Origin of the sequence: Rheinheimera mangrovi (genome assembly GCF_003990335.1) — a bacterium.
GTDB classification, from domain to species: Bacteria; Pseudomonadota; Gammaproteobacteria; order Enterobacterales; family Alteromonadaceae; genus Pararheinheimera; species Pararheinheimera mangrovi.
Map to the genome: position 1 here is coordinate 1478932 of NZ_CP034683.1, position 19990 is coordinate 1498921.

At 46.4% G+C, this 19990-nt stretch carries 16 protein-coding genes and 1 pseudogene; 8 read left to right on the forward strand and 9 right to left on the reverse strand.

Annotated elements, in window-relative coordinates; all coding sequences use genetic code 11:
* Positions 1–41 precede the first annotated feature (41 nt).
* The 3 genes from EK374_RS06720 to EK374_RS06730 are packed head-to-tail and all read left to right on the forward strand — an operon-like array spanning position 42 to position 4055.
* Positions 42–455, forward strand: coding sequence for a type 2 periplasmic-binding domain-containing protein (locus EK374_RS06720; protein WP_127021316.1), 414 nt, complete (start codon positions 42–44; stop codon positions 453–455).
* A complete protein-coding gene (locus tag EK374_RS06725; protein ID WP_127021318.1) occupies positions 415–1629 on the forward strand; it encodes a hypothetical protein in 1215 nt (404 codons plus the stop codon). Before EK374_RS06720 ends, EK374_RS06725 begins: the two co-directional genes overlap by 41 nt.
* A gap of 5 nt (positions 1630–1634) precedes the next feature.
* Entirely contained in the window at positions 1635–4055 is a 2421-nt protein-coding gene (locus EK374_RS06730; RefSeq protein ID WP_127021320.1) for a bifunctional diguanylate cyclase/phosphodiesterase, read from the forward strand.
* Between the two features lie 13 nt (positions 4056–4068).
* Here EK374_RS06730 and EK374_RS06735 read toward each other — a convergent pair whose 3' ends face one another.
* The 4 genes from EK374_RS06735 to EK374_RS06750 form a co-directional block, all read right to left on the reverse strand.
* Positions 4069–7155, reverse strand: coding sequence for a transglycosylase domain-containing protein (locus EK374_RS06735; protein WP_233280362.1), 3087 nt, complete (start codon positions 7153–7155; stop codon positions 4069–4071).
* Between the two features lie 92 nt (positions 7156–7247).
* Entirely contained in the window at positions 7248–8090 is an 843-nt protein-coding gene (locus EK374_RS06740) for an ABC transporter substrate-binding protein (protein WP_127021322.1), read from the reverse strand.
* Between the two features lie 124 nt (positions 8091–8214).
* Positions 8215–8697 (reverse strand): FKBP-type peptidyl-prolyl cis-trans isomerase, encoded by a 483-nt coding sequence (locus tag EK374_RS06745; protein ID WP_127021324.1) that lies wholly within the window; start codon positions 8695–8697, stop codon positions 8215–8217.
* Between the two features lie 73 nt (positions 8698–8770).
* The gene (locus EK374_RS06750) at positions 8771–9622 is read right to left on the reverse strand and encodes a M90 family metallopeptidase (protein ID WP_127021326.1); all 852 of its coding nucleotides are present in this window, start codon (positions 9620–9622) and stop codon (positions 8771–8773) included.
* 140 nt (positions 9623–9762) lie between these two features.
* Between EK374_RS06750 and upp the strand changes: the two genes are divergently transcribed.
* Positions 9763–10416 carry a uracil phosphoribosyltransferase gene (gene upp, locus EK374_RS06755; protein ID WP_127021327.1) on the forward strand — a complete coding sequence of 218 codons (654 nt, stop codon included), beginning with the start codon at positions 9763–9765 and terminating at the stop codon, positions 10414–10416.
* Between the two features lie 11 nt (positions 10417–10427).
* Here upp and torT read toward each other — a convergent pair whose 3' ends face one another.
* Together torT and EK374_RS06765 are read right to left on the reverse strand one after the other, a co-directional pair.
* Positions 10428–11462 (reverse strand): TMAO reductase system periplasmic protein TorT, encoded by a 1035-nt coding sequence (gene torT, locus EK374_RS06760; RefSeq protein ID WP_127021329.1) that lies wholly within the window; start codon positions 11460–11462, stop codon positions 10428–10430.
* A 62-nt stretch (positions 11463–11524) separates the two neighbouring features.
* Positions 11525–12796 carry a DUF3422 family protein gene (locus EK374_RS06765; protein ID WP_127021331.1) on the reverse strand — a complete coding sequence of 424 codons (1272 nt, stop codon included), beginning with the start codon at positions 12794–12796 and terminating at the stop codon, positions 11525–11527.
* Positions 12797–13053: 257 nt separating this feature from the next.
* Between EK374_RS06765 and EK374_RS06770 the strand changes: the two genes are divergently transcribed.
* Both EK374_RS06770 and EK374_RS06775 read left to right on the forward strand, forming a co-directional pair.
* The gene (locus tag EK374_RS06770) at positions 13054–13884 is read left to right on the forward strand and encodes a DNA ligase (protein ID WP_206099297.1); all 831 of its coding nucleotides are present in this window, start codon (positions 13054–13056) and stop codon (positions 13882–13884) included.
* 72 nt (positions 13885–13956) lie between these two features.
* On the forward strand, positions 13957–14580 hold the full coding sequence (locus EK374_RS06775; protein WP_127021333.1) for a LysE family translocator: 624 nt from the start codon (positions 13957–13959) through the stop codon (positions 14578–14580).
* Between the two features lie 31 nt (positions 14581–14611).
* Here EK374_RS06775 and EK374_RS06780 read toward each other — a convergent pair.
* From EK374_RS06780 to EK374_RS06790, 3 genes and pseudogenes are all read right to left on the reverse strand, one after another.
* A pseudogene (locus EK374_RS06780) lies at positions 14612–15353 on the reverse strand (IS5 family transposase).
* Between the two features lie 89 nt (positions 15354–15442).
* A complete protein-coding gene (locus EK374_RS06785; protein ID WP_127021335.1) occupies positions 15443–16252 on the reverse strand; it encodes a hypothetical protein in 810 nt (269 codons plus the stop codon).
* Positions 16253–17371: 1119 nt separating this feature from the next.
* Positions 17372–18619: a hypothetical protein gene (locus tag EK374_RS06790; RefSeq protein WP_127021337.1), complete on the reverse strand. Its 1248-nt coding sequence runs from the start codon at positions 18617–18619 to the stop codon at positions 17372–17374.
* Positions 18620–18801: 182 nt separating this feature from the next.
* Here EK374_RS06790 and EK374_RS06795 point away from each other — a divergent pair, with 182 nt between their 5' ends.
* Positions 18802–19440 (forward strand): methylamine utilization protein, encoded by a 639-nt coding sequence (locus tag EK374_RS06795; protein ID WP_127021339.1) that lies wholly within the window; start codon positions 18802–18804, stop codon positions 19438–19440.
* A gap of 42 nt (positions 19441–19482) precedes the next feature.
* Positions 19483–19980 (forward strand): thiol peroxidase, encoded by a 498-nt coding sequence (tpx, locus tag EK374_RS06800; RefSeq protein ID WP_127021341.1) that lies wholly within the window; start codon positions 19483–19485, stop codon positions 19978–19980.
* Positions 19981–19990: the final 10 nt, after the last annotated feature.

The following is a 19990-nucleotide window of genomic DNA, read 5'->3' on the forward strand; positions in this document are numbered from 1 at the left end:
TACCGACATCACATGCTTCTGCCCTGAGGAATATGAAAGACGTGAAAACCAAGTTCGTTGTTGCTGGTTCTGTGCTTTGGGCTTGTTCGGCCTTAGCAACAGAAGTAGTAACTCACCCAGCCGTGCCCATGGACCAACTGACGGTCACTCAGTTGCGCGGTATCTATTCAATGCGGCAACAAAACTGGCCTGACGGTACTGCGGTCAGAGTATTTGTATTGTCTGCAAAAAGTCCGCTACACCAGAGTTTTGCCAAAGAAAAACTACAAATGTTTCCTTATCAGTTGGACAGGATCTGGCAAAAAATTACTTATTCAGGTTTAGGCTCAGCACCGGTAGTGCTGACTTCAGAGCAACAAATGCGTGAAATGGTAGCAAATACCGCAGGTGCTATCGGCTATATTGAGAATCCAGATGAACTATCCAAGCTTAAAGTCATTCGTGTTACGCAGTAAACTATGCCTTTTACTGCTACTGGGCTGTTCATTGCAGTCGCAGGCAGACGGGCTAAAGGCAGATAAAGTGCAATGGCATGGTTTTGTTTCGCAGGGCCTTATTCAGGCACCTGAAACTAATTTCGTCAATCTGGACGACAGCATTTCTGCAGAACTTACCGATCTGGGTGTCAATATGTCCTGGGCTTTGTCGGACAATCTGCGTCTGGCAGGGCAAGTGGTGTATCTGGATGGGGGGCGTCGTTATGTCAAAGGCACCCGGCTGGATTATCTGTTTTTAGACTGGACCTTGCACAATGATTTTGACTGGCAGCTGGATATGTTTATCGGCCGGTTTAAAAATCAGCACTGGCTCTATTCAGCGACCCGTGATGTGCCTTTTACCCGCAACGCGATAGTGCTGCCGCAATCTGTCTATTTTGATTCATTTCGCGATATTGCCGTCGGCAGTGATGGTTTGGCTTTTAAAGTCACCCGTAATACCAGCATAGGTGAAATTGAACTGAACTGGAGCTGGGGCTCGACGAACTTAAGTAAAGAGCAAAGCCAAATTCTGTTGAGCACTTTGGCGCAAGGTGATGCTGAACAAGACTATGTGCATCAGGCCAGTCTGTTCTGGCGGCCTGAACAGTCAGCCTGGCAGCTGGGCGTGTCTTTACTGGACTCTGACTTTAGCTACGAAAAAGCCGATCAGGATTATTACAGCGATGGTGCTATGACAGTGCAGAGGGTGATGTTTAATGGTCGCTATGCTGCAGAGTACTGGGAGCTGAGCAGTGAGTGGGTGCAGGAGCGGATGGATATCACTGATTTTTATGCTCCGGGATTTAAGCGTAACAGCTTTAGTCAGGGCTGGTATCTGCAGGGCCGTTACAATCTGTTGCCCCGTACCTGGGCTTTGCTGAGTGTGGATCTGTTTGATTTAGATAAAGACGATCGTAGTGGTCGTAAATTTTCTGAAAGTACAGGGGGGTTAGTACCAGCTTATTTTGGTTATCAGGACGAGTTAACTTTTGGCCTGACTTACGATATTAAAGATAATCTGCGCTTAACTATGGAACATCATTGGGTGAAGGGAACGGCCCGTCTGGCCTATCCTGTAATGCCTGATCTGCAGCACAATCAATCTGAATACTGGCAAATGTGGGCTATGCAACTGATGTACTGGTTTTAATTTTTATGCGGCCTTTTGTATTTAGTTTGCCCTGGAAAATATTGCTGGCGACTATCAGCGCTTTACTTTGCATGACGGTACTGCAAACCAGTCTGGGTTTGATGCGGATGAGCGAAGAATTTGACCGGCAGCAGCAGGTGAAACGTGAATCAGCGCGTCAGCAATATCTGCAGCAAAACAGCATTATTGAGCAGCAACTGCGGGTCTGGCTGGAAAGTTTTTCTGATTTGGTGCAGCTTAGCCAGCACGATGATTTTTCTGATTTTATTCAGCGCTTGGCCGAGCAAAGCGCCAATATGCAATTGCACCTGAATGTAGAGCAAATCTGGTTGCATGACAGCAATATGCAACTGCTATTCAGCAGCGGGCAACAAACTCCTTATTTCTCGCCCGCTTTAATCAAAAAGGTGCTGACAGAACAAAGTCCATCCACTATCAATTTATGTGTGGTGAATTGCGTCAAACAACTCAGTTTGCCGGTATTAAACCGCTCAGGTGAAGTCGCGGTGATGACTGTGACCACCACTTTGGTGGATATTTTATCGGCCTTGCATCATAGCCTGAATTCCGATGTGGCATTAATTCGTGCCAGCAAAACTGCCGCAGGACAAATTAACCGTGAGCTGATATCCAGCTCCAACCCTGAATTACTCAAAGCGCTGTTGCGGATGGTTTCCGATCAGCAGGCTGATCTGGCGTTAAACAAAGGGCTCGAGTTGCAGTATAACGGTCAGCAATATCTGATCTCGGCCTTTGAAATGCAAAGCAAAGGCGTGTATCTGGCTGTGGTTGACAATATCAGCGATTTTATTGCGACCAATAATGGTTATCGCCGGCAGTTACTTATCACTTCAGTTATTTTGTTTGGCTGTATGGTGTTGCTGGTGTATCTGATCACCAGCCGGATCAGCCGAAGGCTTAAAACACTTAGCCAAGCCTTGCCTTTATTGTCACAAAAGCAATATGCAGGCTTTCGTCAGCAAAGTCATTTTCAGGCCAGCCTGTGGCCGGATGAAGTGGATTTGTTGCGTCATGCCGCCGAAGAGCTGAGTGTTGAGCTGGAACTGCTGAACCATAAAGTTGAGCAGCATACCAATGAGCTGGAAAAAGTGGCGATGTATGATCTGCTGACTACGCTGCCGAACCGGAATATGTTGCAGTATCAACTGGAACGCATGCTGGCCAGTCAAAGTGCGGAGAATAAGTTTCTCGCTGTACTATTTGTCGATTTAGATGACTTTAAACGCATCAACGATAGCTTAGGCCATGCTCAGGGAGATAAGTTATTAAAACTGGTGGCTCTGCGTTTAAAAGATTGCTGTGGTACGAACGACTTATTATGCCGTTTTGGTGGCGACGAGTTTGTCTTTGTGTTGCCTCAATTGACAGACCTGGATGCGCCTTTTCGCTTAGCCAGTCAGATATTGCAGCGGATCCAGCAGCCTTTGACCATAGATCAGCAAAACTTTGTGATGACGGCCAGTATTGGCCTGACCATGAGTGCAACCGGCCCTGCGCAGGCTGATGATTTAATCCGCCAGGCCGATTTAGCTATGCATGAGGTGAAACTCAATGGCGGCAATGGTGCTCAGGCCTATAATCTGGATATGTATCAGCGGGTACAGCAAAGGGTTTTACTGGAGCAGGATTTAAAAGATGCCCTGTTATTACATCAGTTTAGTGTCAGTTTTCAGCCGCAAATGACCATAGCAACAGGTGCCCTGTATGGTTTTGAAGCCTTGATCCGCTGGCGTCATCCGGTACGGGGTATGGTTCCGCCTGACGAGTTTATTCCTGTGCTGGAACAATCCAGACAGATAGTTCCGTTAGGCTACTGGATTATTGAACAATGTATGCAACAGTGCCTGGCTTTGCTGCACAGTGGCTGGCATCAGTTTCGTATTGCGATTAACTTGTCGGCTGAGCAGTTTGTTGACCCGGAGTTGATCCCGACACTAAAACAGTTATTGGACAAGTACGAGCTGCAGGGATCGTATTTTGAATTGGAGCTGACAGAACGGACTCTGGTGCAAAGTATTGAAACTATGCTGAACATTATGTTGCAAATTAAAGCCATGGGCATTCATTTTGCCATTGACGACTTTGGTACCGGCTATTCGTCCTTGAGCTATCTGAAAAAGATGCCGATGGACTGCATTAAAATTGATAAAAGCTTTTTATCCGGCATGTTAGAAAACGCTGCTGACTTTCAAATTATCGCCTCTACTATTGCTATGGTGCAAAAGCTGCAATTGCAGGTTGTGGCTGAAGGGGTCGAGACGCGGGAACAACTGGAGCTATTGCGGCAGCAGGGTTGTGATATAGCGCAGGGTTATCTGATAGCCAGACCCATTCCACAAGCTGAACTGGCTGGCTTTTTAGAAGAACATTTCCCGAAAGGTATTTGGCGGGGTCAGAGTCTTTGACTCTGCCCCTTGATTAACGGCAAAGCTGACCTTGTTGGATATAAGGGTTCAGAATAGGAGCCATACCTTTGAGCACCTGCAGTGGCAAGGCTGAGGTAAAACTAAAATCTTCAGCGCCTTTACCCGGCACAAAAGCGGTTAGGGTGCCGAAGTGATTATCACCCAGATAAAACACAAAAGTGGCGGTACGGTTAATGGTGGTGGCTTGTACTGTGCGACCCCGAATAACCTGAGTGGCCATTTTGTTGTCACCAGTACCTGTTTTACCACCTATCAGTAAAGGCGAACCATCCACTTTGGTAAATGAGCCCTGTAAACGACGTGCTGTGCCACCATCTGCAACCTGTGATAAGGCATAGCGCAACGCTCTGGCGACTTCAGGTTTCATCACTCTTTTGGCTTCCTGTGGCTGATATTTTAATTTCACTTCATAAGGTGTATTGGCGGCAAAATGCAGTTGGTCCACTCGTACTGTAGGTAACAACATACCGTCATTCTGAATAATACCAATCAGCTCGGCTAAAGAGGCAGGTCTGTCGCCTGAGCTACCCAAGGCAGTGCCAAGTGAAGGCACCAGGTGGTCAAAGGCGTAACCAAGTTTCTTCCAGCGTTGATGAATATCCAGGAAGGCTTCTACTTCCAGCATTATGCGGATACGGGTATCACGGGCGCTGCGATGTGAAGTTTTAAATAACCAGCGATACACTTGCTGGCGCTGGTCAGCTGATGCGTCAACAGCTTCCTTAAAGGTGGCTTGCGGGTTTTGTTGCATAAAGCTCAGTAACCATAACTCCAGCGGGTGGACGCGAGCTATATAGCCTTGATCCATCAGACTGAATTTACCCGGACCGTATTTGTTGTACAGTTCATCAATATCTTTCACTGTCAGGTTTTCTTCTGGCAGGCGCTGCTGTAAGAAGGCACTGAATTTTGCAAAGTCAGAATCTGGCAATAAATAACGGTGCACTGCCGCCAGACGGTCTGGTGTTTGTTTTAAGCCTTCGAAAAAAGTACTTAAGCGGTCTTCCTCAGTTTTCTTCTGATACTTACGCCAGAACCGTTGCAGGAAAGAGCTGCCTTCTTTATCAGCAAAACGGCGTAAATAATCCTCACGACGAGGGTCTTTGTCGTTTTTCAGTAATAAAGAGGTACTGCCTGCGGTTTGGTAGCTACTGCTGTAGGCCACTATATCGCGCATGATGCGTACAAAAGGCAGGTTGATCGATTCTTTTAACGACTCCAGCACTGTTGGAACTCTGCTGTCTTCTTTTTTCTGGAAGTTATTAAAAACCTGTAAGCCTCCACCGGTAAAGAAGCGCTCAGAAGGAGAGGCAGAGTAGGTGCGTTGCAAGGCTGCATCAAGCATTTTCGGTAAACTGCGGTCCGCTGTGTGCGCCATATAAGTGGCTGCCCAGCTGGTTAAATTATCGTTTGGAGCTATTTCCAGATTGAGCAGATTTTCCGGCAGCTCATCAATAAAGGAGTCGTGCAGTTCAGCGACTATCTCCAGGTAGGTCGTCAATACACGTAACTTGGCGGTAGACCCCAGCTCCAACTTACTGCCTTCGTTTAAATCAAAAGGTTGATCGGTATTGTCGGTTTGCACCCTTACTCTGTTGCCACCCGGTGTTTTTTCAAACAGTGTAAAGCTGTAAGTGACTTTGTCGGTATTGGTCGCACTTAATAACCTCTCGCCCAAAAGCCCTACTTTCTCTGCTACAGCAGGGGAGGCCAGGCTGTTCAGATAATGACTGACTTTTTGCTGCAGTTCATGATGCAAAGACACTTTGGCGGTTAAATCCAGCCGGTCTAAATCATACAGCTGTTGGTTCAGTAAGTTACCCAGACGGCCACGCGCAACATTGATACCTTTCAGGGTCTGGGCATCTTGTTTAATCCCAGGCGCTTTACCGCCTTTAAACAATAAACGTTGTGACATGGCGGAATCTGCTAGTTCTTTATCTATCACATTGGCATTGGCCAGCACACGTAAATGGCTGTTGGTCAGCTCTTCTAAATCATCGTGACCTTGTAACAAATAATACGATGGCCGACGCTGCGCTATCATCAGTGCCAGTACCTGCCGCAAAGCCAAACCTCTCAGACTTTTATTCTGCTCTGTAGGCTCAGCATTTAAAACCTGATTAAACCGGCCAAAGTCTGTGCCAAACCAGGCCCATAGTGCATCACCTACACCATGCACTTCACCAAAACCCGGAGCGGACGATAGCGGCACAGAGTTCAGATAATCCAGCACAATTTCATGACGGGTTAAAGAGGTGTCTGCACCATAGCGATAAGCTCGTACTGAGCCTGACACCATCTGTAAAAATTTATCAGTAAAACTCTGAGTTAAGCCCTGTGGCGAATGCCGGTATTTTTCTATCTGAGTGGCGAGCGTACTACCACCAGCAGATTGGCCCTCTAAATTGAGAACTTTAGTCACCTGAGACACTGCCGCCATCATAAAACGTGGCCAGTCTACGGCCGGGTTAGATCGGGCTGGTGAGGTGAGCAGTTTACGGTTTTCGATAAATAACAAGCTGTTACGTACTACCGCAGGCACATCAGCCGGATGTTTATAGACCCGTTGCGGATGAGAAAATGAAAACAGTTCTTCGTTGCGGCAATCCCCGATTAATAAACCACCCTGAGCTTTTTCACGGTAGGGCGGGAAAAAACCTAACTGGGTATAAAACAGCAGTTCAGATGAAAATGCGGCTTGTTGTTCTACAACAAAATTACTTTGCGTTAAACGCGGAATAAATTTAGAGAGCTTGGAATAGCCTAACCGTTGATCAAAAGGCCCGGCTATCGGATAAGACACCTGATCAGTGGCACCAGATTGCAGCTGATAGGTTAGTTTTTTGGCGTAAAGGCTGATTTCTTTTGATTGATAATGTGCTGTGTGCAGCTCATAAGCGACCAGTGCTGCACCAGAGAGCAGCAACAAAATAAGTAGCCAGGGGATCAGGCTACGACGCTTGTGTTTGATCACCGGCGCAGGTTGCTCTGACGGTCTTTCGTCACGGTAGTTATCAAATTGCATTTGATTAAAATCTGGTGGGGATGACAAGTTCTTATCCATGAGTTCAGGCATCTGCCATGTCATTCGATTTTAACTGGTATAGGCTTGTTTTGCAGCTGAATTTTAGTGAAGTTTGTGGTTCAAACATACTGATTTATCTCCATTTACTGCTTTGGCTTTGCTTTTGACTTCAAGGTCGGCTCTAAAACCCTGCCGTCAAACCATAATTCAAGACTGTGCCGGAAGGCAGGATCGGCCTGAACTTTGGGTATCACACTGTTAATGAGTTCAATTTGTTGTTTGCCCCAATCACTGTTACTGCAGCCAACAGCCCCGGCAATGGGCAGAGGTAATTCGGCGATAGGCACATAAACCAGCCCTTTGGCTTGTTCCGGTGCCGTTTTATTCAGATAGGTCAGGACTATGTCGTAGTCCAGAGTGAAATCAATGCGGCCACTCTGAATCATTTTCAGTAAAGCCACAGGTCCATCATCACCTGAGCGGATTAACTCACTTTTTCGATAAGGTTCCAGTAGCGGTTCCAGATCGCCGTATCTGCGACCCGCTGCCAGCCCAAGTTTAAAGGTCTTTGCTTCCAACAACCGCGTCAGTTCAAGTGGGGAGCTGAACTGTTGTGTCAGATGATTCGCCAGCGCCTGACGGGTAATAACGCCTTGTGGTCTGTACCAATGAGTGGGGGTGCTAAAAACCGCAGTTTTAGTAGGTTGGCTTCTGTGGATCATGCAAGGAAAACACAACTTTTCCCTTTTATTCAGTGCCTGATGAATGCGGGTTTGAGGCATCAGTAACACTTGATGCTTTGTTTCGGGTAATTGCTGTTGGAGACTACTTAACAGTTGATCACACAAACCTTGTTGATCAAAAAGGCCTCCGACAATATGAAAAGGAGGTGCAGTGTTGATTGCCCAGTTCAGTAGAGGTTTCGAGGGACTGGTTACGCCGGTGCTACTGAGCAGCAGTGCCACAACAACCAGGACAAATCGCATCTGAGCTGCGCCTTAGATTTTTCCTTAACATATTGTTAATCTAACGAAAGCATAGCCAGAGGACAAGGTTTAATTCAGTTCAGTAACAAAGTTGCTGAACTGAATACTTCACCCAAACACAGTTTTAATGGTGGTGATGACCACCAACGCCATGCGCATGGCCGTGTTCAATTTCTTCGTTTGACGCTGCACGCACATCAATCACGTCAATATCAAAACTTAAGGTTTTGCCAGCTAACGGGTGGTTGGTGTCCACCTCAGCTTTAAACATACCTACTTTAACCACAGTGACCTGACGTTGACCTTGTTCGGTATTCACCACGGCCACCATACCTGGCTTCCATTTTTTTGCGCCCATCAGGTGTTTGACCTGAACGCTTTGAATGGAATCTTCAGTGCGCTCACCGTAGGCATCGGCCGGAGCCAAAGTGACGTTAAATTTATCACCAGCCTGATGGCCTTCCATTGATTTTTCTAAACCTTCAATCAGGTTGCCATGACCTTGCAGGTATAAAACCGGGTCCTGACTTCTGGAGTTTTCTAATACGCCAGTTTCATCTGATAAGGTGTAGTGGAACTGAACCACAGTGTCTTTAGTGATTTGCATTGTTTGTGTATCCGCTGCTTGCTAAAAAATGGCCGCTATTATTACGCAACCCATCAGTCGGGTCGACTTTTTTCTATGATTGATGCAGTAAAGCAGGGTGGGTTTGAGCCCAGCTTAACGGGTCCAGCGCGTAGAAAGAACGTAACTGCTGATACAAAGCGCCGTGTTGAGCTGCAAATAGGTCAGGTTGTTCAAAAAACACCTCTGAAATCACTGCAAAAAACTCTGCCGGATTGGTGGCTGCATAGGCGTCAAACAAGGTCGGTAAGCCAAGCGCCAATTGCTTTTGCAGTTGTTCGAATTCATAAGATAAAACCTCTGCCCATTGTTGATAAGCTTCGGTACTTCGAAGCAAAGGCGCACCAGTTGCCTGACCTTTTAATTGATCCAGTTGATGTGCAAATTCATGGATCACCAGATTATGGCCATCGTTGCAGATTGCTGCTGACTTTAAGGTATCAACCCAGGACAAGATAATCTGGCCGGTTTGCCAGGACTCCCCCAAACGTACCTGCGCCATTTCGCTAACAACTCCCGCTGCATCGGATTGCGCTGTGGGCACGACAAAAGCAGCCGGATAAATCAGAATTTGTTTTAGTTTCGGATAATAATGAGGGGGCTTATTTAATAACAACAAACAGGCCTGAGCCGCTATGGTCACTCTCATTTCGTCAGTGACCACCAAGTCAGCACAACCAATAAATTGCTTTTCTGCGACAAAGACCTGGATTAGCTTTTTCAGTTGTAGCTGTAAGTCGGCAGGTAAGGCGCGAAAGTAGGGCATGCGCTGCTTTAAAATTTGGCGCCATGCGGCAGGAAAAGGCTGCTGCTGAATTTTTTCCCGGCGATACGCCCTCCAGACCGGCGAAAAAAATACTGCGGCCAACACCACGAATGTCAACAAGGCTAAAAACAATAAAGGCACAGACAGTGCTCCATTTGGTCTTTGATAATGCAGTTATGGCGTCTGCTGTTATAAATTCAAGCTCAGTGTGGTGGAACAGGTTGCGTCCTGCAGGAAAAAAACTATAACCTTGGATTAACCCTAAGCGAACGAGCTTCCTGATGAATCTGTTTCAACTGAATTTATACCCTGGGTTAGTACACCCAATTTTATTACAACTGCGCGATCCACATATCCAAAAAGATCGACTGCGCTTTAAATTTAACTTAGAACGCTTGGGGTTTTTACTCTCGGCGGAATTAGCAAAAACTCTACCTGTGCATAAGGTTGAAGTACAAACCGTATTGGGAACTACAGAAATACCGGTGCCCACACAGCCTCCGGTATTAGTGACGGTGTTAAGGGCTGGCCTGGCGTTTTACCAGGGCTTCGCTAATGCCTTTGATGATGCAGATAGCGGTTTTATCGGCGCATATCGTGTTGAAGGCGAGTCAGCTGAGCAGTTGGAGATCCGGATGAATTACGCGGCTTTGCCTGATTTAACAGGCCGGGATTTGATTTTAATCGATCCTATGCTGGCCACGGGAGGGTCCTTACTTAAGGTTTGGCAATTGATTGCAGCTCAGGCAACACCACGTTCTGTGCATGTAGCAGCAGCTATTGCCGCACCTGAAGGCGTTGAGGCGTTGCGCCAGCATTTGCCTGAAGACAGTTATCTGTGGTTAGGCGCTTTGGATCAGCATCTGAACGAGCAAGCTTACATAGTGCCGGGTCTTGGTGATGCCGGAGATTTATGTTTTGGTCCTAAGCTCTGAGGTTTGGGATCTCAGGGCGTTTGAGCCGCTAATGGTTGTCGGATCATCCATTGTTGTTTGGGGGCAATGATCTGCTGCAAAGGCAAATGTTCAATACTTTGTCTATCCAAAATCCGTATTTGCGGGCTGACTTGTTTGGCGTAAGGTTGTTGTTCCAGGATCCGTAGAGCTAAATCAATACTGATGCGAGCCTGGATCACTGGCGAATCAGTTGCTGCCGCCAGCAACTGAGCGCTTTGGATCAGCCTGACTACCTCTGGATTGGCGTAATACGCCATCACTTCAGTTTTTGTCAGGTTTTCGGCTGAAATAAAATTCTGAGCAACACCAGCAGCCACTGCATTGGCCAGCACATAGTTGGGCTGGTGATGGCTAAACAGCTGCCGCACTAAAGTCGCCTGCGAAAAATTGTCTGTAGCACCATAACCAGCATGCACAAGCTGGAGCGGACTACCTTGTAATTCCTGCTTTAAACCCTGTTCTGCATCTTGCACCCATGCAGCCACAGCAGGGCCGGGAAACCAGGCCAGAGTGGCGTTCTGTTGCTGATTGTGTTTTAACAAATACTGGATGCTTTTGGCCGCCATATCTGCAAAAGACACTGAAGATCGGGCCGTAATAGCCGGGCTCTTAATACCGTTAATCAAATCGATGACCGGAATACCGGCATTTTTCAGCTGTAAAATCAGATCATTTAAACCTTCGCTAGAGATAGCGCCAATAATCAGTGCGTCAGCTTTATTACTGACACAATCCTGTAGTTGCTGACGTTGGCGCGGTAAGTTCTCATAACCTCCGGCTTCATAAATGCCTAATTGTACGCCCTGACGTTTGGCTTCTTCCGCTAACCCCCAGGACACGCCCCACCAATAATGATCTTTGCCATGAGGTAACAGAGCACAGAGCCGCCATACTTTAGTGACTTCTTGCAGCGGCTGGTACTGCTGCGGCTTTCCATCTGCCGTTACGTCAACCGGATACCAGTTTTGCTCTGCCCCTAATGAGAAGCTAAAGCTAAAACCTATTATCAACAACGCTTTGAACATGAAATCCCCTTTTTATATCTGTATAAAACTAGAGGAGATTTCAGCACTTGGCGAATAGTCTTTTAGTGTTGAGCCAGTTTTTTGCGTAAATGCCAGAAATACCACAGCACCATAGCCACCACCAGTGGAATGCTGATGGACTCTATGGTTTTAGCGGGCCACTGCGGGATCCAGTGCACTATGGCTTGCTGAGCTTTGGTTAAAAGTTGCAGCGAGTAGTAGCTGATAGCGACCACCGACAAGCGCTCGACTGCACTTTGTAATTTAAGCTGCAAGTGGGCTCTTTTATCCATAGACGATAACAGCGTCTGATTTTGCCAGGCCAGCTTTAAGTTAATTTGAGTACGCAGCAATTCAGTTGAACGGCCCAAACGTTCGGCCAGTTGTTGCTGACGCTTTAAAATCGACTGTGCTGTGCGCCAGGCTGGTGTTAAGCGTCGTTCGGTAAAATGTTGCAACGACATTAAGCCTTCAACAGGCTGTTCATCCAGACTTTTTAGCCTGTCCAATGTCAGTTGATAGTAGGCATGACTGGCCTGCAATCTGCTGCTGTTTTCTGAAATCTGATGTTCTGTTTGCGCTGCCAATTGGATCAGTTCATCCAGCAACTGCTCGTCATTGCCCTGTTTTTGTTCGATGCGCGAGGTGATGACCGCCAGTTGCTGCTCTTGTTGTGGTAACTGATGCAGTGCTTGCTTGCAGTAAGGCCAGGCTAACAGAGCCAGTTTGCGGTAGTTGCCCAAATCAAACAACTGCTGCACTAAGGCGCCTAAAGCACTGCGGCTTAAGCCGTTATCCAGCACCAGCATGCGGCCAGCACCTTCGTTGTGTTTACGAAAGTCGGTCCAAATTCTGGCTTTGCCGTTAAATACCATGCTGCTGATTAAATGTTCACTGACAAAAAGCTGTGTTGGATCTTGTGTCGCCAGTTGAGCCGGCTGAACTATGCTCAGCTGTACCACCCGAAACAATTGCCCTGGCAGGCTGGCAAACCATTCATGATCCGGCACTAATTCCTGCGGATCACAAAACAGGCTGGGTGCTGTACCAGTGCGGATAAAGGTATAGGTAGAGAATTCATTATGTCGCTCCCAGCGCAGCCAACTGGCGCCCAGTTGCAAATTACAATCTTGTTCATGTGGCTCGAGGTTTTTACCCTGTTGCAGCGCCAGTTGCTGCATGGCCTGATATTCAGCAGTGCGTGAAGTGGTGGATAAGGTCAGTACAAACTGACAGAGCTGACAAGGAGAGTCCAGAGCCGGAAAAAAGCGTTGCTGTAATTCTTGTTCCAGCAAATCGCGTTGCGGGTGTTGGCGTAAATAAAGTTGAACCATAACAGACTCCAAAACTAAAAAACAAACAAGCCCCTGAACTAAAGCAGTATCCGTACCCAGCCATGACAGTCTGATGTCAATTGTTTGATTATATTGATAAATTTAATCTTCTCTCTGTGAGATTTCTTTGAGGATCAATACCTTGATGTGCTTTTCCTGCACAACAAAGCACTAAAGAAGTGCACTTCTGTTAACACTTTATTTTCAAATGAAACGAACTACACTTAAAACAGGAACACAACAAGGAGGGCAAACCAATGCGAACTTTGTATTTGTCGCTGTGTTGTACGACTATGCTGGCCACAGCACCGGCTTTTGGTCTTGAAACATTACCCCAGTTACAACTGGCTCAGAGCTATCAGCAGCAAGGAATGCTGTCTGCTTTTTGGATCAGTGAAAAACTTGATGGGGTTCGTATCTTTTGGGATGGCAAGCAAGTGCGCAGTCGCAGCGGGCAATGGATTAAGCTGCCAGACGAGTTACTGAAGCAACTGCCTGCTTTTGCGCTTGACGCTGAATTATGGGCCGGCAGAGGTCAGTTTCAGCAGGTGATGCAGGCTTTACAAAGCTCTGGAGCCGGGCTCTGGCAGGGTATTCGGCTAATGGTGTTTGATGCACCACAACAGCCCGGCACTTTTACCGAACGGTTGCAGTTTTTACAACAGCAATTACCGCAGACCGCATTTGTGCAGTTGTTACCCCAACAGCAGTTGCAGACAAAAGCTCAGCTTGATGAGTTATTGCAGCAGGTTGTGGCACAAGGTGGGGAAGGCCTGATGTTGCATCATGCAGAGGCTCTTTACCAAAGTGGGCGGGTCAGTCATTTACAAAAGCTGAAACTCTTTGAAGACGCAGAAGCCAGAGTGGTGGCGCATTTACCGGGTAAAGGCCAGTTTACCGACATGATGGGTGCTTTATTGGTGGAGTTACCAGATGGCCGACGTTTTAAATTAGGCTCAGGCTTTACGGTGGCAGAACGTCAAAATCCGCCGGAAATAGGGCGTTTAGTCACTTTTCAATACCAGGGGCTGACCCATAAAGGCACACCTCGTTTTGCCGTTTTTGTGCGGGAGCGACCAGAGCCATAAAAAGCCAGTCTGCGCCTCTTGTAGCGGCCTGAACAACCAGACAGAATAGCGACCTTCATTGATGAGGTAGCTATGATCAATCTGGCCTTGATGGGCGCTTTTATTCCGACTTTTTTATTTGTCTCTGTCACGCCTGGTATGTGTATGACGCTTGCTATGACTTTGGGCATGACGCAGGGCGTGCGCCGCACTTTATGGATGATGTGGGGAGAAATGTTAGGTGTGGCTTTGGTGGCCATTTTGGCTGTGTGTGGTGTTGCCGCTATGATGCTGCAATTTCCTGCTGTGTTTCAGTGGTTTAAAATTGCAGGAGCCTTGTTTCTGGCTTATATCGGTTGGCAAATGTGGTGGGCCAAAGGCAAGTTAGCTATTCCTCAGCTTGGTGTCAGAGCCGAGTTGATGCCACGACGAGCCTTATTTAGTCAGGGTTTTGTCACCGCAGTGTCTAACCCCAAAGGCTGGGCTTTTCATATGGCCTTGTTGCCGCCTTTTATAGACAGCCAACTGGCGTTCTGGCCACAGTTACTGGTGCTGGTCTGTATTATTATTTTGTTAGAGTTTCTCTCGATGCTGCTTTATGCCAGTGGTGGTAAAGCTTTAGGCACATTTTTCCAGCAGCAAAACAAAGTGCAGTGGTTAAACCGCATCGCGGCCAGTTTAATGTTTGCGGTGGCGCTTTGGATGCTGCTGGGTTAGGGGCTGTTGAACTTTGGTGTTTATTTTTCACTCAGCGGTGCATTGGCAGCCACATGATGAGACAAGCCAATGAAATCATCGATGCGTAGTTGCGCTCTGACTTATCGTATCTTGTTGAAATAGCTCTGAAATGCTTCATTCTGGCAAACGCATTTTCAACAAGATGACGATGTTTGTACATGCCCCAATCCATTTCACTGTTGCCCTTCGTATTGCCTTTTCGACGGGGGATGATTGGAACGTAGCCTTTCTCTTTGCTCAGGTATGACCGGAACGTCTCGCTGTCATCCCCTTTATCCGCAATCATGACGGACCAGCGTTTCGGCCATCACAATGTCGTTGCGTTGGCCACCGCTAAGTTCAAAATAAACGGGCAATTCATAACTATCGACGGCCAAATGAATTTTGGTTGAGCGTCCGCCACGGCTTCTGCCTATTGCTTCATCGTGTTGTGTCGCTGCGCCGCTACTGTGTTGATGTGACCGTACAGCACTGCCGTCGATGAACAACCACTCTGAGTCAGTCATATAAGCTAACTTGCTGAATAATAAATTCAAAACCCCTTTCTTCGACCACAAATGGAATCGTCTGAATATCGTATTCCATTGACCGAATGCACCGGGTAAATCACGCCATGGGCAACCTGTACGCATGCGGAAAAGAATGCCTTCGAAGGTCATTCGATGCTCTTTTTTATCGTAAACCCGGCCACTGGCTTTCATCTGTTGCTTGAGCAACTGCCAGACTTTATCTGTTAACATGGTTCTTGGCATAACAACCCTGGGTATGACTGATTTCTGGCGAAACCATTATACCCTGTTGTTATGCCGTCTCATTTTTGTACTACAAAGCTCAACAGCCCCTAGTACACCTCGTTCATTTTCAGTTCGATATAGTGTTGGTAATGCTCTGGGTAACGCTTGCTTATATAGGCATCGATCTCGAGCTGCGGCATAAGCCTGCCGGCTTGGGCGAAATAATTAAGCTCCAACTCACTTACTTCCGGTCGTTCCTGATTCCACGCTCGCATCGCCATATTGAACTGTGCTCTTGCTAAAGACCCAAGCGCTGTATCTGATTTTACACTTGCATGAGCGAAGACTAAGTCAGTCATAGCTTCTTTGACCTGCTCGGGAGTTTCACCATTTGGCCAGTTTATGCTAACTGGATCTTCAGGATTAAATGTATAGTCAGGGATGTAATATCCTATTATTTTTTCAGCCTGCTGCATCGCATTGACAAAATTGACGACTCTCACCGCCTTGATGTTTATTTTTTGTTCTGCAATCTTTGTATGCAAATCACTGTTTTCGTCCATCACCATATTAGACAATTCTTGAATCTTATAGCCTGATGCGAATTCAATATCAGCAACCAACGGAAAACCATTCTGAATCAACACACCGAACTCAGTCTCATTCGAGAATTTTAACAAGCCAAAAAGCTCATTATTTAATTTCAAATACGCGTTCTGCTGCTCGTTATTCATTTGACTAATAAAGGTAGCAAAATTTACAGCTTCAATTTGCTGTCGTTTAGCTGCATCCGAAGGAAGCTGATTTCTTTCTTTGCTTTCACTTACCTCACTAAGTTCGCTAATTTGTGTTATAGACCAATCGCCTTCTGATACACCATCTCTTGGCCACAGAATACTTACCAGAATGGCAGTCACTAGAAAAATCACTGCAAAAACTGAAAGTTGCTTAAAGTTTGTTTCTATTATAGAGAATCCCTGTATTGGTTCTAGCCGGTTTTATTAACAGTTTTTGACAAAGTCAGCTTTGTAACTTCTACAAACAGCCTCTTTGACAGCTGCCTCTTTAGCTGCTTCTCCTACACCCCTTACAGCGCCAAAATATAAGTCACTAAATTCCAAGCATCTTCCGTGTCCAGAACATACTGCTTTCATTGCCTGATTGAATGAGGTATCGCATGCATCTCTATGACTGTTTGACGCATAACAAATATCATGCGCATTACACGCAGGTCTAAAATCTTTACCTGCGGTAGGAGAATTTATGTCACCGCTAAAACCCGGTAGACCCGAATATGACGCTATTACTCCTACGGCCACTTCTAAGAGTGAACCTGTACCACACCCATTTGTCAGAGGAGGTATATTCATAAATTTAATGTTAAAGTACGATGGCCCATCAGGCCAATACTGCTGGGAATTGAATTGCTTACAGTGTGAAGGTTGATTTGCTGCAAGAGCGCTGCAAAAATACATTCTGTATTGATTCAGAGTCAATAGGCATAGTATCGTGCATAGCTTGCAATAGCCTTACTTCCTCGGAGATCTGATTCGCAACATTGGAACATGCGGCACTTGTACAATAGATGTTATGTGGGTTGCTCATACCTTGCCCTACCACTTCAATAATCTCCGTCGCTTGAGAAGAATAAGTTGGCCCCCATCCAATAGTAAGAAACATGACTAAAGAAAGAATAGATCGCGTAGAGATTTTTAACATTTTCTAGTCCTTTAAGTTTTATCTATTATCCATAATTGAAGTTTAATTAACAAATGGTGCTTCTTTAGAAAAAAATAACATATGTTAATTTTTGTTTGCAATGATTGGTGTGGGATTGTAAGGTTTTTGTGGTGATTTAGCTGTTTATCATAACGATACACGGTCACCATACATGAGCATAAACTGCATCATAGCCAGCTTCTTACTTTTCATCAGACTTGATGAAGCCAAGCACGACTTTTAAATCTAAACTCCTCAGAATTACGAATCCTGACCTACTCTTTGCTTAGTAATCTCATCATAGGCGCTAGGGGCTGTTACCAGCGATAGCCAAAAATCAGGCTGCTGGAGTGTTGCTTTGCCCCGGTCTGCCAGCCATTCCACTGAGTTCTGTTCGGTTGCACACTGCGTAAACTGCTGTGTTCCAACGCAAGACTCAGGTGTTCTGTCAGCAGATAAGTCCAGTTTAAGGTCCAGCTATGGCCTTTGCCGTTGTTATCATCTGTAGGTGTATTGTCTTTATCTGTCACTTCAAAATGGTCGTAACGGGCACTTAAGCTGTGTTGTTCCTGCTGATAGTTCAGCATCAGGTAATTGCTGCGATAATCGGCGACTACTGTGTTTTGTCCCATAGCCGTATCGCCATTCAGATACTGTGCCAGCAGCCGCCAATGGTCTGTCAGTTGATGTTGCAAAGCCAGACTGACAAAACGGGTATCCCAGGCATATTGGCCATCTTTTAAGGTCGTAGGTTCGCCTCTGTTGTCGTACCAATACAACCTGACTTCAGTGTGATCTTTATATTGCCAATGCAGCCCCGTGTAATAGCCGGTTTTATGATCCAGTTCGCGATTAGGCTCTACCCAGGCTGGTTGTTTTTCAACTACACCGCCTACAGCTATGCTGGGATAGTTGGCAAAATCAACCCGCTCACCAATAGCTGTTTGCAAATTATGCAAAGCAAAACCACGCCAGGTTAAGATGGATCCGGCCGGGTCATTGCCCTGAAACAATGCGCCTACCCACTGAATACTATGCTCTGATTTAAAAAAACGGCCGGGGCGGCTAACAGATAATTCAACGGCTCTGGTTTTGATTTCTTCGGCTATCCAGCTATTAATGGCGGAGAATGAACTGGTATAAGGCGAAGTCCAGGCCAGCTCGGTGTTTTCCAGTGACATGGCCGGATAAAATACCCCAGCTCTGCCACGTACTCTGTAGCCTGAAACAGGTAAAGGATTCCAGTTGATCCAGGCTTCAGTGACGCCAACACCAGATTCGGGGGCTCTGTGCCACTGGGCATGTACAGTGGCCGAAAACTCAGAATCGGGTTCAAGCTGAGCAACCAGATACTGTGGACCAGCGCCTGCATCGGTGTGATGGCCAAACTGGCCTGTGCCTTTTTGCCACCATGGCGCTAAATAATGAGCTGTATCATTTTGTTTATTCAGGTAAAATTCTCCGCGACCATGAAGGCTCAGTTGCTCAAAAGCCAGGGCAGGCATACTGAAAGCCAGCATTGTCAGCAGACTGATACGAAAACGTGCACAATGGGTCCTGGACATCCTGTGTTCCTTATTTGATTTACTGCTTTGATACTAGCAGTTTGCTGCGGCTGATAAACATAGGTGATTCACAAAGTTTTAGCAGCTTTCTCTGGCAGATAATGACAATAAGCCTAAACTGCTTTAGTTTAACCACATCCTGGTTTAACCAGCTTTATATCCTTTGCCCCGGAGATTATTCAATGACTTTGTTCGCTGCTGTTTTATCTGGTTGTCTATTGTTCTGTTTTAGTACCGGGGCTATAGCCGCAGTGCAAATTACAGTGACCGATCAGCAAGGCCAACCCTTGGAAGATGCTGCAGTTGAACTGCTTGACCCGGCAAATAAAATCTTTGCCCAAAAAAAAGCAGAAGTGAAACAACAAGACCTGACCTTTATTCCTTTTGTATCGGCCTATCAAATTGGTACCGCTGTTGATTTTCCAAATATGGATAAAACCCGGCATCATGTGTATTCGTTTTCACCAGCCAAAGTATTTGAGCTGAAGTTGTATGCCAACAAACCTGAAGCGCCAGTAGTGTTTGATCTGGCAGGTATTATCGCTTTGGGCTGTAATATTCACGACTATATGCAGGCCTATATTTATATTGGCGAAAGTCCGTTTTTGCAGGTCACTGATGGCAAAGGTCAGGTGACTTTTAACGATATTCCTGATGGCACTTATCAGCTCAAACTCTGGCATCCGTGGCAAAATGCCGACTGGGTGACTCAAAACGTACAAATTAAACAAGGCCAGTTGATGAGTTATCAGTTGGCTATTACCGCTCAGGAAAAACCAAAGAAACCAAAAAAAGGCTTTGGTGCTTCCTATACTCCCTGATTTTTTAACCGACCCGATTTTTTAACCTAAAGGAGCCGACTCATGGCCACAGTAACATTAAAAGGTAATCCATTTCAGACGATAGGCGAACTGCCAGCAGTGGGCAGCAAAGCCCCTGATTTCACTCTGACAGGTGCAGGTTTAGCTGATGTAAAACTGGCAGATTTTGCTGGTCAACGTCTGGTGCTGAATATTTTTCCAAGCGTAGACACGCCAACCTGCGCTACGTCAGTCCGCACTTTTAACCAGGCTTTATCGAGCTTAAGCAACACAACGGTGTTGTGTGTTTCAGCTGATTTACCTTTTGCTCAGGCGCGTTTTTGTGGCGCTGAAGGCTTAGAGCAAGTGAAAAACGGTTCAAGTTTCCGCAGTTCATTCGGCAACGACTATGGTGTGGCATTTTCTACTGGTCCTCTGACTGGTTTATTGTCCCGCGCTGTCGTCGTTGTTGGCACTGACGGTACAGTGTTATACACAGAACAAGTGGCTGAGACTGCTGATGAACCTTCTTATGAAGGCGCTTTGGCTGTATTAGCTTAATACTGCAGAG

Coding starts and splice junctions, on each gene's coding strand:
- EK374_RS06725 (WP_127021318.1), top strand. CDS start 415: ATGAACTATCCAAGCTTAAAGTCATTCGTGTTACGCAGTAAACTATGC.
- EK374_RS06730 (WP_127021320.1), top strand. CDS start 1,635: ATGCGGCCTTTTGTATTTAGTTTGCCCTGGAAAATATTGCTGGCGACT.
- EK374_RS06735 (WP_233280362.1), bottom strand. CDS start 7,155: ATGCCTGAACTCATGGATAAGAACTTGTCATCCCCACCAGATTTTAAT.
- EK374_RS06740 (WP_127021322.1), bottom strand. CDS start 8,090: ATGCGATTTGTCCTGGTTGTTGTGGCACTGCTGCTCAGTAGCACCGGC.
- EK374_RS06745 (WP_127021324.1), bottom strand. CDS start 8,697: ATGCAAATCACTAAAGACACTGTGGTTCAGTTCCACTACACCTTATCA.
- upp (WP_127021327.1), top strand. CDS start 9,763: ATGAATCTGTTTCAACTGAATTTATACCCTGGGTTAGTACACCCAATT.
- torT (WP_127021329.1), bottom strand. CDS start 11,462: ATGTTCAAAGCGTTGTTGATAATAGGTTTTAGCTTTAGCTTCTCATTA.
- EK374_RS06765 (WP_127021331.1), bottom strand. CDS start 12,796: ATGGTTCAACTTTATTTACGCCAACACCCGCAACGCGATTTGCTGGAA.
- EK374_RS06770 (WP_206099297.1), top strand. CDS start 13,054: ATGCGAACTTTGTATTTGTCGCTGTGTTGTACGACTATGCTGGCCACA.
- EK374_RS06775 (WP_127021333.1), top strand. CDS start 13,957: ATGATCAATCTGGCCTTGATGGGCGCTTTTATTCCGACTTTTTTATTT.
- EK374_RS06790 (WP_127021337.1), bottom strand. CDS start 18,619: ATGTCCAGGACCCATTGTGCACGTTTTCGTATCAGTCTGCTGACAATG.
- EK374_RS06795 (WP_127021339.1), top strand. CDS start 18,802: ATGACTTTGTTCGCTGCTGTTTTATCTGGTTGTCTATTGTTCTGTTTT.
- tpx (WP_127021341.1), top strand. CDS start 19,483: ATGGCCACAGTAACATTAAAAGGTAATCCATTTCAGACGATAGGCGAA.